Raw genomic sequence first — 14,965 nt, forward strand, 5'->3', positions numbered from 1 at the left:
TATCGCCCCATCGCCCTGAGACTCCCGCCCGGGCCGGAGATAACCTTCCCGGGTGACCGCCGAGCTGACCCTCCTCTCGCGCGTGGCCTACCGCGACCAGGAGATCACCGCTCCCCGGCTGCGCGGCCTCCTCGCGCTCCTCGCCGACGACCTCAACGCCGGCTGCGGCACCGCACGCCTCGTCGACGGCCTATGGCCCGAAGAGCGCCCCGAGAACCCCGCCAAGGCACTCCAGGTCCTCGTCTCCCGTGCACGCGCCCTACTCGGCACCGACGTCCTCGCCAGCACTCCCACCGGCTACCGCCTCACCCTCGGCGAAGACCACGTCGACGCCGCCGCCGTACTCGCCAGAGCCGCCGAGTCGGCCCGGGCCGCCCGCTCGGGCGACCACATCACCGCCCTCGACGCCGCCGAACGGGGACTCGCGCTCTGGCACGGAACCACACCTAGGCCCGTCCCCGCCGACGACGACCCCCTGACCGCCCTGCGAACCGCCCGCGCCCGCACCCACCAGAACCTCTCCAGGGGACGCGCGCTCGCCCTCGCCCGCGTCGGCAGGCGCGCCGAGGCCGCCGAACCGCTCGCCGTGATCTTCGGCGACCATCCCCGCGACGAAGAGGTCCTGCTCGAACTCCTTCGCTGCGAGGCGGCCGCCATCGGCACCTCGGCCGCGCTCACCCGCTACGACGCCTACCGGGCGGCGCTCCGCGACGAACTCGGCGCCGACCCCGGCGCGGCGCTCCAGGACGCGCACCGCGAGCTCCTGCGAGCCGAGTCGCCCGTCATCCGGCACGGCGTCACCCACGAACCCAACCGGCTCCTGGGCCGTGAGGCCGACATCGCGGCCGTCACGGCGCTCCTGCACACCTCACGGGTCACGTCCATCGTCGGCCCCGGCGGCCTGGGCAAGACCCGTCTGGCCCACGCGGTCGCGCGCGACGCCGAGCAGCGTGTGGTCCAGTTCGTCGGCCTGGCCGGGATCACCAGCGAGGGCGACGTCGGGAGCGAGGTCGCCGGGGCTCTCGGCGTACGCGGGAAGTACGGCGCCGAAACGCTTCCCGGCATCGTCGCCGCCCTGACCGGCGGGTCGACGCTCCTCGTCCTCGACAACTGCGAGCACGTCCTCGACGGCGTCGCCGAACTCGTCGGAGCGCTGGTGTCCATGGCACCCGACGTGTCCATCCTGACCACGTCCCGGGCACCGCTGGGCCTGTCGTCGGAGACCGTCTACACCCTGCCCGAACTCGACCTCGCCACCGCCGCCGAACTCTTCGCCCGCCGGGCCCGGGCCGCGCGGCCCAACGCCGAACTGCCCGCCGGCCTCGTCGAGGAGATCTGCCGGCACCTCGACGGGCTTCCCCTCGCGGTGGAACTCGCCGCCGCCCGGATCCGGGTCATGTCGGTCGCCGAGATCGCCCGCAATCTCGACGACCGCCTCACGCTCCTGCGCGGGGGAGCGCGCGATGCCCCCGAACGGCACCAGACCCTGCGCGCGGTCGTCGACTGGAGCTGGAACCTCCTCGCCGGCCGTCCCCGCGCGGCGCTGCGCGCGCTGTCGGTCTTCCCCGGCGGGTTCACCGCCGACGCCGCACGGCACCTGCTCGGCGCCGACGCCCTCGACCTCCTCGAACAGCTCAGCGAGCAGTCCCTGCTCAGAGTTCACGACGACGGTGCCGCCATCCGCTTCGGCATGCTTGAGACCGTGCGTGAGTTCTGCACCGCGCACCGCCAGGCGGAGGGTGAGTCCGAGCAGGTCACCGAGAGTTTCCTCGCCTGGATCCGCGACCTCGCCGCGGCCCGCCACCAGGATGGATTCGGCCCGCAGCCCTTCGCTTTCAGCGCCGCGATGCACGCCGAGCAGGACAACCTCCTGCTCGGGGTGCGCATGGGCCTCGAACGCGAGGACGGCGCGACCGTCGCCTCCGCGACGGCGCTCCTGGCCGCCATGTGGACGATCGACACCAACCACGCGCGCATCAGCCGGCTCGCCGCCGAAGTCGACGGACTGCTCTCGCGCTACCGCCCGGAACCCGAGCACGTGGAGGTGACCCGGGCGGCCGCCGTGCTGTGTCTCGCGAACACGCTCCTCGTCACCGGCCCCGGCCCCATCAGGTCCATCGCCACCCTCCGCCGGCTGCCGGAGACCCCGCCCGACAGCATCCTCGGGGCAATCGAGCACATCCTTCGTGACGCCGGCCGCTACTTCGGTCCCGACCACGGCCCGATCCGCGAACTGTGCGAACGTCCCGAACGCCACCTCGCCGGAGGCGCCAACGGCATCTACAGCTACCTCGCCGAGGCCGCCGGAGACGGCGAAGGCGCCCTCACCGCGGCCCGGCGGATGCTGGCCGCCTTCGACCGCGTCACCGATCCATGGATGCGCTGCATGGCGCACGGCCGCATCTCCGACCTCTGCCTGCAGCAGGACCGCCCCGAGGAGGCGCGCGATCACCTTGAGGCGGCTCTGGAGCTCATGGAGTCGCTCGACGCGTGGACCGACGAGGTCGGCATCCGCTGGGGTCTGGCCATGGCGAACCTCCAGACCGGCGACGTCGAGGCCGCCCAGCGGTGGATGATCCGGACCCGCCCCGAGGCCGCCGAGAAGCTCGCCGGCGTCCTGCGCCCCGACTTCGGCATCGAGGCCGAGATCCACCTGGCGCGCGGCCGCATCGACGAGGGTCTGCGGCTGTGGCGGTCGACCAACCTGGAGACCCACGGGGCCGGGCGCGTCGACCCCTACCTTGAGGCGTGGGTCATCGAGGCCGCGTCGGTCGCGGTGATCGCCCACGTGCGGCACGGGCGCCTCGACCTCGTCGCCGACCTCGCCGGCACGCTGCCCGCGAAACTGCGCGCGCTGCTGCCCGGGCAGTTCTCGCTTGAGCGGCAGACCACGATCTACGACCCGATCCGCGGGATCCTCATGGTGGCGATCGCGATGACCGACATCGCCCGGGCCCGCGACGGCGGCGATCCGGCGGCCCTGGGCAGGGCCGCGCGGATGTTCGCACTCGCCGAGTCCACGCGCTATCTGCGCAGCTTTCAGCCGACCATGTCGCCGGCGGTGCTGCGCGCCGAGGTCCGTGACGCGGTGGGGCCGGCGTACGACGAGGCGGTCTCGTCGTACGCCGGCCTCGACCCCGACGGCGTCCGGACGGCCGCGGTGGCGGTGCTCGACGAGCGGGTCAGCGGCCCGGGTCGCGGTTGAACGCGGCGCGCGCCCAGAGGAAGCCGAGCAGGTTCAGCGCCAGGCACCAGGCCAGCGCCAGGTAGCCGCTGTTCCCGATCGGCAGTCCGAGCAGCAGGCCGCGCAGCGTGTCGATGATGGGCGTGAACGGCTGGTACTCGGCGAACCAGCGGATGCCGTCCGACATCAGCGCCGGCGCGATGAACGCGCTGCTGACCAGGGGAAGGAACTGCATGGGGAACGAGGCCATGTTGGCGCCCTCCGCGGACTTGACGACCAGGCCGAAGGCGACCGACAGCCATGTGAAGGCCAGGATCAGCAGCACGAGCAGACCCACGGCGGCGAGCCACTCGACGGGGCCGGCGTTGGGCCGAAAGCCCACCGCGAAGGCGACGGCGACCACGAGTAGGAGGCTGATGAGGGTCCGTGCGGTGCTGCCGATGACCTGCCCGGTGATCACCGAGGTCCGCGCTATCGCCATGGTGCGAAAGCGCGCGATGATGCCCTCGTTCATGTCGACGGCGACGCTGACGGCGGTGGAGGCCGATCCGGCGCCGACCGCCATGACCAGGATCCCGGGCGCCAGGTAGTCGACGTAGGAGATGCCGCCGGAGCCGGCGGCCAGCGCCGGGCCCATGGCCCCGCCGAAGATGTAGACGAACATCAGCATCATCAGGACGGGCAGGAGCAGGCCGCTCACCGTCATCGCCGCGTAGCGGACGGAGTGCTTGACGTTGCGGCGGAGCATGGTGGTGGTGTCGGTGACGGCGCTCATCGTCGGTCTTCCTTCTCGGGTGTGGCGGTGTGCCCGGTGAGGGCGAAGAACACGTCGTCGAGGTCGGGCTGGTGGACGGTCAGGCCGTCGACGCTGATGGCGGCCCCGTCGAGCGTCGCCAAGACGTGCTTGAGGGTCTCGATGCGCCCGTCGCCGGGGACGGTGAGCGTCAGGGACTCGTCGTCGCGGGAGGCGCCGTCGAAGACCGCGGCGGCCTTGTCCAGGCCGGCCGGTTCGGCGAAGCTCAGCCGGATGTGCCCGCCGGGGATCAGCCGTTTGAGTTCGGCGGAGGTGCCCTCGGCGACGATCGTTCCGCCGTCGAGGACGGCGATGCGGTCGGCGAGCCGGTCGGCCTCCTCCAGGTACTGCGTGGTGAGGAAGATCGTGGTGCCGTCGGCGACGAGTTCGGTGATGATCTCCCACATGGTGCGGCGGCTGCGCGGGTCGAGGCCTGTGGTGGGCTCGTCGAGGAAGATGATCCGGGGGTCGCCGACCAGCGTCATCGCCAGGTCGAGGCGCCGTTTCATGCCGCCGGAGTAGGTGACCGGGGACTGCCGGGCGGCTTCGCTGAGTTCGAAGCGCTCCAGCAGGGCCGCGACACGCCGCCGCCCTTCCTTCCTGCCCAGCTGGTTCAGGTCGGCCATCAGGAGCATGTTCTCCTCGCCGGTGAGAAGCTTGTCGACCGCGGAGAACTGGCCGGTCACGCCGATCGCGCGGCGCACGTCCTGGGCCTCCCGGAGGAGGTCGTGCCCGGCGACGCGGGCCTGTCCGGCGTCGGGTCTGATGAGCGTGGACAGGATCTGCACGGCGGTGGTCTTGCCGGCCCCGTTGGGGCCGAGCAGGGAGAAGATCGTGCCCTCGGCGACGTTGATGTCGATGCCGTCGAGCACCACTTTGCCGCCGTAGGCCTTGCGGAGCCCTGACGCCCCGATGGCCTGCCGGGATGGGACGGTGGTCATGCTGTTCCTCGCCTCGTTGGGCGCGGCCCCGTCGGCCGCGACCCGGTGAGCGTGCGTCGGGCGGGGTTCAGGCGGGCTTCAGGGCGCTTTCAGCGGTGGCGCGGGCGGTTTCACGTCGCTGAAACCGGTCGTTCTATCCGGCGACGCCGTCGGCCTTCGAATGCAGGAACCGCTGCTGCTGGAGGTTCGCGGTGAGCCCGGCCGCCGTGAGGTAGGCCTCCCGCGCGGCCGGCTGTTCGCCGGTCATCTCCAGCAGGTGCGCCCGCGCCGCGTGGAAGCGGTGGTCGGCGCCGAGTCTGCCCTCGCCGGCCAGTGCGTCCAGCAGTTCGAGGCCGGCGCGCGGGCCTTCTGCCATGGCGACCGCGACGGCGTGGTTGAGGCGCACGACCGGGTTGTCGGAGATCCGCAGCAGGAGTCCGTAGAGCGCGGCGATCTGCGGCCAGTCGGTCTCGGCGGCCGAGGGCGCCTCGTCGTGCACGGCGGCGATGGCGGCCTGGAGCTGGTAGGGGCCGGTGTGCCCGCGCGGCAGGGCGGCGGTGACGAGCGCGATGCCCTCGGCGATGTGCGCGGCGTTCCACCGGCCACGGTCCTGCTCGGCCATGGGGACCAGGCCGCCGTCGGGGGCCGTCCGCGCCGCGCGGCGCGCGTCGGTGAGCAACATCAGCGCGAGCAGCCCGGCGACCTCCCCGTCGCCGGGAAGCAGCCGGTGGACCATGCGGGTGAGGCGGATCGCCTCGTCGGCGAGGTCGGTGCGCTGGAGGCTGGGACCCGCCGTGCCCACGTAGCCCTCGTTGAAGATCAGGTACAGGACGTGCAGGACCGCGCCGAGCCGCTCGCCGCGCGCCTCCCCGGACGGCAGCGCGAAGGGGACGCCGCTGGCCTTCACGGTCTGCTTCGCCCGGCTGACGCGCCGCGTCATCGTCGCCTCCGGGACGAGGAAGGCGCGGGCGATCTCGGCCGTCGTCAAGCCGCCGACGGCGCGCAGGGTCAGCGCGATCTGGGAGGCCGGCGACAGTGCCGGATGGCAGCACATGAACAGCAGGATCAGCGTGTCGTCGGAGGCCGGGCCCGTCCGGTCGGCGGCCGGTGCCAGCCAGTCCTCCGGCAGTGCCCACCGCGCCACCCTGTCCTCGCGCCGGCGGCGGGCCTGCTCGGCGCGCAGTAGGTCGGTCAGCCGCCGCGACGCCACCGTGATCAGCCACGCGCGCGGGTCGTCGGGGACACCGTCGGCGGGCCATTGCGTCGCCGCCGCGACCAGCGCCTCCTGCGTGGCGTCCTCGGCGAGGTCGAAGTGCCCGTAGCGACGCACGACCGCGCCGAGGACCTGCGGCGCCAGACGGCGCAGCAGGTCCTCGGGTCCCATGGCGGGTTCGGTCACAGCATGTCGCCCGCGGCTTCCTGGAGCGGACGGACGTCGATGTAGGCGGTCTCGCCGACGTGCGCCGGCCCCGGGCAGCGGCACAGCCGGCCCGCGATCTCGGTGGCCCGGTCGAAGCTGTCGACCTCGACGATCCAGTAGCCCGCCAGGACCTCCTGAGTCTCGGCGTAGGGGCCGTCGGTCACAACGGGGACACCGTCCTTGAGACCCGTGACCCTCCGCGTGTGGACCGGCCCGGCCAGCCCTCGCGTCTCCACGAGTTCACCCGACTCCTCCAGGGACTTGTTGAAGGCGGTCATGAACTCGACCATCGCGCCGAACTCCTCCGGCTTCCAGGCGGGTTTGTCGGTCGACTTGCCGGCCATGCCGTCGTAGTCCTGCTGGGATCCGTTGGTGAGGATCATGTACTTCATCGCTGACTCCTTGTCCTCCGGCGCCCTGCCGGGCGCCCCTTCACCGGAGACGTCGAGACCGCCACGACGGACCGGACATCGGGAACGGACCGGGTGGGGAAGTTTTCACGCGGGTGCGTGCAGGGACATTTTCGCGCACGGGGAGAGGCCCGGTGCGGAATCGGCCCGCACGGTCTCTCGACGGCCGACTAACCGTTTCCCGCCCACCCCGCCTCGTTCCCAGGGTTACGGTGATCGCATGACGAATCCTTACAGGGGCAACGACGACCGGGAGCAGAGCGGCGAGGGAAGCGTCGACAAGGGCGCCGAGCGTGAGGCCGAGGAGCACTCGGAGGTCCTGCGTCAGGAGGATCCCGCCGCGATCGCCGACGAAGACGGCCTCGACGGGCTCGCCGACCGGCGCGACGGCTCTCAGGAGCCGCCCGACTAGCGTCGGCGCCAGGTCTCGCGGGCGCCCCGACCACCGGATTTCCGGCGGTGCCGGGGCGCCTTTCTCATCGCGGGTCCCGCAGCAGCCGAACGCCTTCGGCGAGGTCGGCGGCCCGCGCGGTGGCGGCGAAGGCCAGGCGCAGGAAGGCGCCGGGCGGTTCGGCGGGGAAGAAGCGGCGTCCGGCGCCGACCGCCACGCCCGCGCGGCGTGCCCGCACGGCGTGGTCGGTGTCGTCGGAGCCGGACGGCAGCTCCACCCACAGGTGCAGACCGCCGGACGGGACGCGCGCGACCGTCCACGCGGGATGATGACGGGCCAGCGCGTCGGCCAGTGCCCGGCAGCGCGTGTGCAGTTCGGCCGAGAGGGCCCGAAGGTGCCTCTCCCACCCGGGCGACCCGAGCAGTTCCAGCGCCGCCTCCTGCATGGGGCGCGGCACGAAGAAGTCGTCGACGTAGCGGACCGCGCGCATCCGCTCCAGCACCGGGCCGCGCGCGACCAGCGCGCCGATCCGCAGGCTCGGCGCGGCAGGCTTCGTCAGCGAGGTCAGGTGCACCACCGTCCCGTCGCGGTCCTCGGCCAGCAGCGGTCGGGGAGGTGCTTGGCCGTGGCCGAGATGGCGGGCGAAGTCGTCTTCGACGATGAAGGCGCCGGCCGCCCTGGCGACCGCGACCACCTGCGCGCGCCGCCGCGCGGCCAGGACCGTCCCGGTCGGATTGTGGTGGGTCGGCTGGCAGTACAGCAGCCGCGCGCCGGTCATGGCGAAGGCGTCGGCGAGCAGGTCGGGCCGGATCCCGTCGCCGTCCATGGGGACCGGAACGGGCCGCAGACCGGCCGCGCGGGCCGCCGACAGGGCGCCGGGATAGGTCGGCGACTCCATGAGCACGGGGTTCCCCGGTCCGGCGATGGCGCGGAAGGCGATGGACAGGCCGCTTTGGCCGCCGGCGGTGATGAGCACGTCCTCGGCGCCGACGTCGGCGCCGGTTCCCCGCGCGAACAGCGAACGCAGGGACTCCAGGCCGCCGGTCGGCGCGCGGTCCCAGGCGTCGGGCCGGCGGGCCGCGCGGGCGAGTGCCGCCGACAGGGCCTTGGTCGGTTGCAGCGAGCGGTGCAGGTAGCCGCCGTCGAGGGCGATCGCTTCCGCCGGCGGGGGCCCGAGGCCGTCGGTGGCGGCCCTGGTGTCGACGGCGCGGTCGGTGAGAGCGACGGTCTGCCAGCCGGTGTCGGCGACCTCGGCGGGGCGCCTCGGCGGCGTGGCCGCGAAGGTCCCGCTGCCCGGCCGGGTCACCACGAGGCCTTCGGCGCTCAGGTGCGCGATCGCGCGCGAGACCGTCACCGGACTGACGTGGAAGCGCTCCACGAGTTCGCGGCTGCTGGGCAGCCGGTCGCCGGGGGAGAGGGCGCCGAGGAGCGAGCGGAGCTCGTCGGCCAAGCCCGCAGAAGTGCTACTCTCTGACATGAAAGACCATGATAGCGCTACTGTCGTCCTCGCGGAACCACTACCGCCCCGCCCGAGCCTGTGGCGCAACCGCGACTTCCTCGCCTTCTGGTTCGGCGAGACCCTTTCGCTCATGGGAACGCAGGTCACCAACCTCGCCTTCCCGCTGACCGCGATACAGGCCTTCTCCGCCGACGACGAGCAGGTCGGCCTTCTGCGTTTTCTCCAGCTCGTCCCCTACCTCGGTCTGGCCCTGCTCTTCGGCGTCTGGATCGACCGTGTCCGCCGCCGCTCGGTCATGCTGGGCGCCAACCTGGTCCGCTTCGCCCTGCTCGCCGCGATCCCGGTCCTCCACTGGACGGGCGCCCTGGATCTGACCATGCTGCTGATCCTCGCCTGCGCCGTCGGAGTGGCCTCGGTCCTCTACGACCTGAGTTGGATGTCCTATGTGCCGACTGTCGTCGGCGACCCCGCCGATTACGTCGAGGCGAGCGCGAAGATGGGCGTGAGCTCCTCCACCGCCGAAGTCGCCGGACCCGGCCTCGCCGGGCTCCTGATCGCCTGGCTCACGGCGCCGGTCGCCCTGGTCGCCGACGCCGTTTCCTATCTCGTCTCCGTCGTGTCCCTGCTCGTCATCCGCACCCGCGAACCACGCCCTGAGCCCGTCCGGCGCCATCTCGGCAACGAGCTGCGCGACGGGCTGAACTGGGTACTGCGCAATCCGATCCTGCGCGCGCTGGCGCTGATCGGCTTCTGCTGCAACTTCTCCATGGTCTCGACCTGGACGATGTTCCTGCTCTACGCCGACCGCGACCTGGCCCTGGGCTCGGCCGTGATCGGCGGCATCTTCGCCACGGCCTCCGTCGGCGGGCTCATCGGCGCCGTCGTCTCCCGCAAGGTCATCGCCCGCTTCCCGCTCGGGCGCGTCTATCTCGTCGCGCAGACCGCCCTGCTGCTCGGTCCGGCGCTCATCGCCGTCGCCGGTGGCCCCACCCCGGTCCTGGTCGCGATGTTCGTCGCGTCCTTCTTCACGACCTACCTGGGACTGGGCGTCGCGGGCGTCATCATCGTCAGCCTGCGCCAGACCAGCACCCCGCAGTCGATGATGGGCCGCATGACCGCGGTGTTTCGCACCCTGCTCTTCGGCGGCGGCGCGCTGGGCGGACTCGCCGCCGGCCTGCTCGCCGGAGGGCTCGGCGCGCGCGGCGGACTGATCGCCGTGGCCGTGGCCTCCGCCGCCGTGGTGATCGGGCTGCTCCTGTCCCCGGTCAGCCGGCTGCGCGAAGTGCCTGTCACATCCGCCTGATCGAATGGCCGGGTGTCGATTCCCGGTCTCACCCTCGCCCCCGGTTACCTCGACGACGCCGGGCAGGCCGCCCTGCTGGGCGTCGTCGACGGCCTGCCGTGGTCGGCGGAGCTGCGCAGGCGTGTCCAGCACTACGGTTTCCGCTACGACTACAAGCGCAAGTCCGTCGACCCCGACCTCTACCTCGGCCCGCTGCCCGCGTGGGCCGCGAAGCTGGCCGCCCGCCTCCACGCCGACGGCCACGCGCCGCGCCCGCTCGACCAGCTGATCGTCAACGAGTACCTGCCCGGTCAGGGCATCGCGTCCCATGTGGACTGCGTCTCCTGCTTCGCCGACACCGTCCTGTCGGTCAGTCTCGGGTCGAGTTGCGTCATGGACCTCAGTCGGCGTGACCGTTCCGAGAAGGTCCCGCTCCTCCTCGAACCCGGTGGGCTGCTGGTCCTGTCCGGCGAGTCCCGCTATGACTGGCTGCACGGGATTCCCGCGCGCAAGTCCGACCGCCATGACGGCCGGGTTCTCACGCGCGGGAGGCGGGTGTCGCTCACTTTCCGGACGGTGGTGCTCCAGCCGGACGTCCTCACCGGCCGCCGACCCGGCGGGTGAGGGCCAGCAGGTACTCGCGGCGGTTGAGCGGGTTGTTGTCGGTCCTCGACCGCTTCTGCAGCACGGTTCCCCGTACGGTCTCGTAGTGGTCGAAGGCCGACTCGAGCACGCCCTCACCGTGGGCGAGGCCGGGGAGGCGCTGCTCCAGGTCGTGCACGGATGCCGCCGGGATGTCGCCCTCGACCTCGCACACCTCACCTCGCGTCAGCGTCGATCCCGGCACCGCGCGCAGCCTCGCCAGCACCGGCAGGACGGCGCTCAGCGCCACCGCCGGCACTTCGAGCCGGAAGCGGTGCATCGGCTCCAGCACCTCGGTCCCGGCCTCCCGCAACGCCTCGGCCAGCACCAGCGGCGTCAGGTTGCGGAAGTCGCCGGCGGTGCTCGACATGCTCGGGTCGAAGCTGCCGTGGCTGTGGCTCTGCCTCGCCCAGTAACCGGAGTCGGTCATGGTCACCACGATGTCGGTGACCTGCCAGCCGTGCAGCCCCTGCAGCAGGGTCTCGTGAACGGTGTCCTCCACGGCCCGGAAGAACGAGGGCGGCATGGATCCCAGCTCGACCCCGAGGCGGAAGTCGACGCCGCTGTTGAGCGGCCCCGGCTCGACGCGCAGGCCGAGCGTCGCCAGGAACGGGTTGGGCTCCTTGGCGATCACCTCGACGGCCGATCCGGTGCCCAGCGGCCGTTCGATGTGGACGGTCGTGGTCTCCCGGAACGCCACCTCGACGCCGAAGTCCTCGGCGAGGGTCGCCTGGATGACCTCCTTTTGCACCTCCCCGTACAGGGAGACGAAGACCTCGCCGCGAACGTCGTCCTGCCGCAGGTTGATGAGCGGATCCTGCTCGGCCAGCTGGGCCAGCGCCACGTGCAGCGCGCCCTTGTCGGCTCCCCGCAGCGGGACCACGACCGTCTCCAGCGACGGCGGCGAGAAGTACCGGCGCTCGACGGCCCCGGGCGGGGGTTTCCCGACCGTGTCGCCGATGCGGACGTCGCCGAGTCCCCACAGTTTCCCGATCCGGCCCGCCGAGACCGATTCGGCGCGCTCGTCGGCGCCGTCGCCGAAGACGCGGATCGCGGTCACCTTGGCCTCGTCGTCACCGCGGAAGCGGAGGCGGTCGCGGGTGCGGACCGTCCCGGCGAACATGCGCACGTAGGCGATCTTGTCGCCGGTGGGGCCGCGCTCGATCTTGAAGACCGTGCCCGACACCTCGGCGTCCGGGTCGCCCTGCGCGCCGGGAAGCAGCTCCCGGATGCCGGCGGTCAGGGCCTCGATCCCCGCTCCGGTGATCGCCGAGCCGGTGTAGACCGGGTGGACGGCGGCGCGGGCGGTCTGCGCGGCGAGTTCGGCGCGGACCCGCGCGGCCGGGAGGTCGCCGTCGAGGTAGGCGGCGAGGAAGGAGTCGTCGTTGTCGGCGAGCGGTTCGGCGTCGATCTCGGTGATCGCGACGTGGTCGGCCGCGCGAGTGCCGGGCGCCGAGGAGGCGCCCATCGGGACGAGCGCGGGGCTGAGTTTGGCGGCGATGTCGGCGATGACGCGCTCGGGGTCGGCCCCGCCACGGTCGATCTTGTTGACGAACAGCAGGGTCGGGATCCGCAGCCGCTGGAGGGTCCGCATCAGCACGCGGGTCTGCGGCTGGACGCCCTCGACGGCGGAGACGACCAGGACGGCGCCGTCGAGCACGCTCAGCACCCGCTCCACCTCGGCGATGAAGTCGGGGTGGCCGGGTGTGTCGATGAGGTTGACGGTGACGTCGCCGAGGCCGAAGGACACGACCGCGGACTTGATGGTGATGCCGCGCTGCCGCTCAAGGGCCATGGAGTCGGTGCGGGTACTGCCGTCGTCGACGCTGCCGATCTCGTCGATGACTCCGGCGGCGTGCAGGAGCCGCTCGGTCAGGCTGGTCTTACCGGCGTCGACGTGGGCGAGGATTCCGAGGTTGAGGGTGCGCACTTGGCGTCATGTCCTTCATGTAGGCCGAATGGTGAACCTGGTGGGACACGAAGGCTGTGCGCAACGGAGTGCTCCTCGCCGTGAATCGGAAGTGGTGCCTGTGCCCCGAGTAGAACAAGGCGTTGCGGCGCAGGCAAGTGGATTAACGCGGTGACCGTCACGACGGACCACGGAGTACGTCGGCCCGAACGTGCATGCGCGCTCATACTCCTCGCCGGGTGCGCGAGGGAAGGCGGCCTTTCGGTGAATGCGCTGGCAGGAGCCTCACCTGGGCCGAAAGTACGAGCGGTACGGGGCTGAAAACCGTCGATCACGGCGACCCCAAAGGGCATGTCAGGCTGCCCACCCGGCTGTCCGCGACGGCATGCTCGGCCACCCGGGGCGGGGCGACGCTCAAAGCCGAGCAACGCCGCCGGAGAGGACTGAAGCGATGGCCACCTCGCTCATCGTGCCGGGAGTGCGGGTCGAGGCCCGCTTCGACATCCTGCCACCACTGCCGAGCCCCGCCGGGATCGTCGGCGTCGTCGGCATCGTCGACCGACCCACCGCCGACGGCTCGCTCGTCGGAGTGTCCAAACTCGCCGAACTGCGCGACGTCCTCGGCCCCGGCACCGCCGTGACCATGCCCGAGGCGGTGCACGCCCTCGGCAACGGCGCCAGTGAGATCGTCGTCGCGCCGGTCCTGGGCGGAGCCGCGGCCCGGCTCACCCTCGACAACCGCGACGGCGCCGACGCGGTGCTGCTGCGCTGCCGCTCGGCCGGTGACTGGGCCAACGGCCGCCTCGCCGTCGAGGTCCGCGAGAGCACCGACGCGCTCGGTGAACCCCTGCGCGTCACCCTGCGGATCCTCCGCGACGGGGCCGTCGTCGAAACCCACAGCGACCTGCGGGTCGCGCCGGGAGAGGCCGACGACCTGTTCGGCACCCTCAACCGCGCGTCCAGCCACGTCGTCGCCCTCGACCCCGGCATCGCCGGAGCCACGGCCGCCCCCGCCGACGCGACCTTCGACCCCAACGCCGAGGCCGTCGAACTCCCGGTGAAGAACGCCGCGAACAAGGTCCTCGCGATCCTCGTGCCCGCCGAGGGAGCCGACGCCACCGGCCTGCGCGTCGTGCTGACCGTGCCCGCGAGCGGCATCTCGATCGACGTGCACCAGAACGGGCTCCAGGAGTCCTTCCGTGGCCTGTCCCTCGACCCCGACTCCGAGCAGTACCTGCCCTTCGTCCTGGCCACCCGCAGCGCCTACCTGCGCGCCCGCGGCGCCACCACCCTGACCGGCACCGACGCGCTGCCCGCCGCCACGGCCGCGCCGCAGCCCTTCGCCGACGGAGCCTCGCCCGGCGTCGATGCCTACGTCACCGCCGTCGACCGCCTCGCCGACGACACCCGCGTCGACCTGATCCTCGCCGCGATCGAACCGACGCGCACCACCGCCGAGGTCCGCCAGATCCACCAGGCGCTCGTCGCGCACGCCGTGGCCATGTCCGACCAGGGCGCGCCGCGCATCGCCTTCGGCGCGGTCACCGCCGAGGAGCAGAAGAAGATCGCCGACGTCCGCGACCACGCCTCGGTCGCCCGCAACCGCCGCTTCGTGCTCGTCTCCCCGGCCGGAGCCGCCGGAGCCGTCGCCGGCATGGTCGGCCGCCTCAACCCGCAGGACGCGCCCACCTTCAAGAGCGTCCCGCTGTTCGGCACCCCGCCGGCCGCCTACCGCGAGAGCGAACTCAACGTCCTGCTCGGCCCGACCGTCAACGCCTGCGTCGTCGCCGACCGCCGGGGCCGCGGCGTCATCGTCCTCAAGGGAATCGACACCACCGGCGACCAGATCTCGGTCACCAGGGTCGCCGACCAGGCCGTCCGTGAGACCAAGGCGATCGCCGAGAACTTCATCGGCAGCCTCAACACCGACTCCGCCCGCGTCGCGCTCAAGGCGCAGCTCGTCGCGACCTTCACCCGCATGGAGCGGGCCGGCGCGCTCGTTCCCTCCACCGACGGATCCGACCCGGCGTTCATCGTCGACGTCTACTCCACCCAGCAGGACTTCGCCCAGGGCATCATCCGCATCGACATCGCGGTACGACCCGTGCGGGCCATCGACTACGTCTACGCCACGATCCGGGTCAAGAACTAAGGGGACGCCATGCCGACTATCGTCGCCGCCGCAGAGAGCAAAGTGCAGGTCGACGGCACCCCGGTCGACGGGGTGCGCGCCATCGACTACCGCACCCAGCAGGCCCGCACCAGCGTCTACGCGCTCGGCAGCACCGAGCGCATCGGGGTCGTCGCCGGCGCCCGCTCGGTCGAGGGCCGCCTCAAGGTCGCCTCCACCAGTGACGCGCTCAACAGCCTCGCCGTCGACCAGCCCTTCGCGCTGGTCGCCGAGTTCCAGCACGGCGCGACCAAGCTGACCGTCAGCTTCGAGGAGTGCTTCCTGACCGAGAGCGGATTCGCCCTCGCCGTGGGGGAGTTCGGTGAGGCCGTCTACAGCTTCACCGCCACCAGGGTCACCGAAACAGTCACCCAGGGCTAGGCGG

At 72.1% G+C, this 14,965-nt stretch carries 12 protein-coding genes; 6 read left to right on the top strand and 6 right to left on the bottom strand.

What is annotated here, in order from left to right; translation table 11 throughout:
• Positions 1 to 52 precede the first annotated feature (52 nt).
• A complete protein-coding gene (locus tag AB0I28_RS02170; protein WP_357488839.1) occupies positions 53 to 3,205 on the top strand; it encodes a BTAD domain-containing putative transcriptional regulator in 3,153 nt (1,050 codons plus the stop codon).
• Here the strand turns inward: AB0I28_RS02170 and AB0I28_RS02175 are convergent.
• The 4 genes from AB0I28_RS02175 to AB0I28_RS02190 form a co-directional block, all read right to left on the bottom strand.
• Complete coding sequence (locus tag AB0I28_RS02175) at positions 3,183 to 3,959, bottom strand: ABC transporter permease (RefSeq protein WP_357488840.1); 777 nt, start codon at positions 3,957 to 3,959, stop codon at positions 3,183 to 3,185. The two genes, AB0I28_RS02170 and AB0I28_RS02175, sit on opposite strands and share 23 nt — an antisense overlap.
• The gene (locus tag AB0I28_RS02180) at positions 3,956 to 4,918 is read right to left on the bottom strand and encodes an ATP-binding cassette domain-containing protein (RefSeq protein ID WP_357488841.1); all 963 of its coding nucleotides are present in this window, start codon (positions 4,916 to 4,918) and stop codon (positions 3,956 to 3,958) included. The genes AB0I28_RS02175 and AB0I28_RS02180 overlap by 4 nt, the downstream gene beginning before the upstream one ends.
• A gap of 133 nt (positions 4,919 to 5,051) precedes the next feature.
• Positions 5,052 to 6,281, bottom strand: coding sequence for a sigma-70 family RNA polymerase sigma factor (locus AB0I28_RS02185; protein WP_357489281.1), 1,230 nt, complete (start codon positions 6,279 to 6,281; stop codon positions 5,052 to 5,054).
• An 11-nt stretch (positions 6,282 to 6,292) separates the two neighbouring features.
• On the bottom strand, positions 6,293 to 6,709 hold the full coding sequence (locus AB0I28_RS02190; RefSeq protein WP_357488842.1) for a YciI family protein: 417 nt from the start codon (positions 6,707 to 6,709) through the stop codon (positions 6,293 to 6,295).
• Positions 6,710 to 6,947: 238 nt separating this feature from the next.
• Between AB0I28_RS02190 and AB0I28_RS02195 the strand changes: the two genes are divergently transcribed.
• Entirely contained in the window at positions 6,948 to 7,139 is a 192-nt protein-coding gene (locus tag AB0I28_RS02195; RefSeq protein WP_357488843.1) for a hypothetical protein, read from the top strand.
• A gap of 64 nt (positions 7,140 to 7,203) precedes the next feature.
• On the opposite strand, the gene AB0I28_RS02200 is transcribed toward AB0I28_RS02195, so the two are convergent.
• Positions 7,204 to 8,595 (bottom strand): PLP-dependent aminotransferase family protein, encoded by a 1,392-nt coding sequence (locus AB0I28_RS02200; RefSeq protein WP_357488844.1) that lies wholly within the window; start codon positions 8,593 to 8,595, stop codon positions 7,204 to 7,206.
• On the opposite strand from AB0I28_RS02200, the gene AB0I28_RS02205 reads away from it, so the two are divergent.
• Positions 8,594 to 9,880, top strand: a complete 1,287-nt coding sequence (locus tag AB0I28_RS02205) for an MFS transporter (protein ID WP_357488845.1) — start codon at positions 8,594 to 8,596, stop codon at positions 9,878 to 9,880. The genes AB0I28_RS02200 and AB0I28_RS02205 overlap by 2 nt on opposite strands.
• A gap of 12 nt (positions 9,881 to 9,892) precedes the next feature.
• On the top strand, positions 9,893 to 10,483 hold the full coding sequence (locus tag AB0I28_RS02210; protein WP_357488846.1) for an alpha-ketoglutarate-dependent dioxygenase AlkB: 591 nt from the start codon (positions 9,893 to 9,895) through the stop codon (positions 10,481 to 10,483).
• On the opposite strand, the gene AB0I28_RS02215 is transcribed toward AB0I28_RS02210, so the two are convergent.
• Positions 10,458 to 12,431 (bottom strand): translation factor GTPase family protein, encoded by a 1,974-nt coding sequence (locus tag AB0I28_RS02215; protein ID WP_357488847.1) that lies wholly within the window; start codon positions 12,429 to 12,431, stop codon positions 10,458 to 10,460. The two genes, AB0I28_RS02210 and AB0I28_RS02215, sit on opposite strands and share 26 nt — an antisense overlap.
• Positions 12,432 to 12,861: 430 nt before the next feature.
• Between AB0I28_RS02215 and AB0I28_RS02220 the strand changes: the two genes are divergently transcribed.
• Together AB0I28_RS02220 and AB0I28_RS02225 are read left to right on the top strand one after the other, a co-directional pair.
• Positions 12,862 to 14,562, top strand: coding sequence for a phage tail sheath C-terminal domain-containing protein (locus AB0I28_RS02220; protein ID WP_357488848.1), 1,701 nt, complete (start codon positions 12,862 to 12,864; stop codon positions 14,560 to 14,562).
• A gap of 9 nt (positions 14,563 to 14,571) precedes the next feature.
• Positions 14,572 to 14,961: a hypothetical protein gene (locus tag AB0I28_RS02225; RefSeq protein WP_357488849.1), complete on the top strand. Its 390-nt coding sequence runs from the start codon at positions 14,572 to 14,574 to the stop codon at positions 14,959 to 14,961.
• The last annotated feature ends 4 nt before the right edge of the window (positions 14,962 to 14,965 follow it).

The sequence above is a fragment of the Phytomonospora sp. NPDC050363 genome (genome assembly GCF_040655735.1).
Taxonomy (GTDB): Bacteria; Actinomycetota; Actinomycetes; order Mycobacteriales; family Micromonosporaceae; genus Phytomonospora.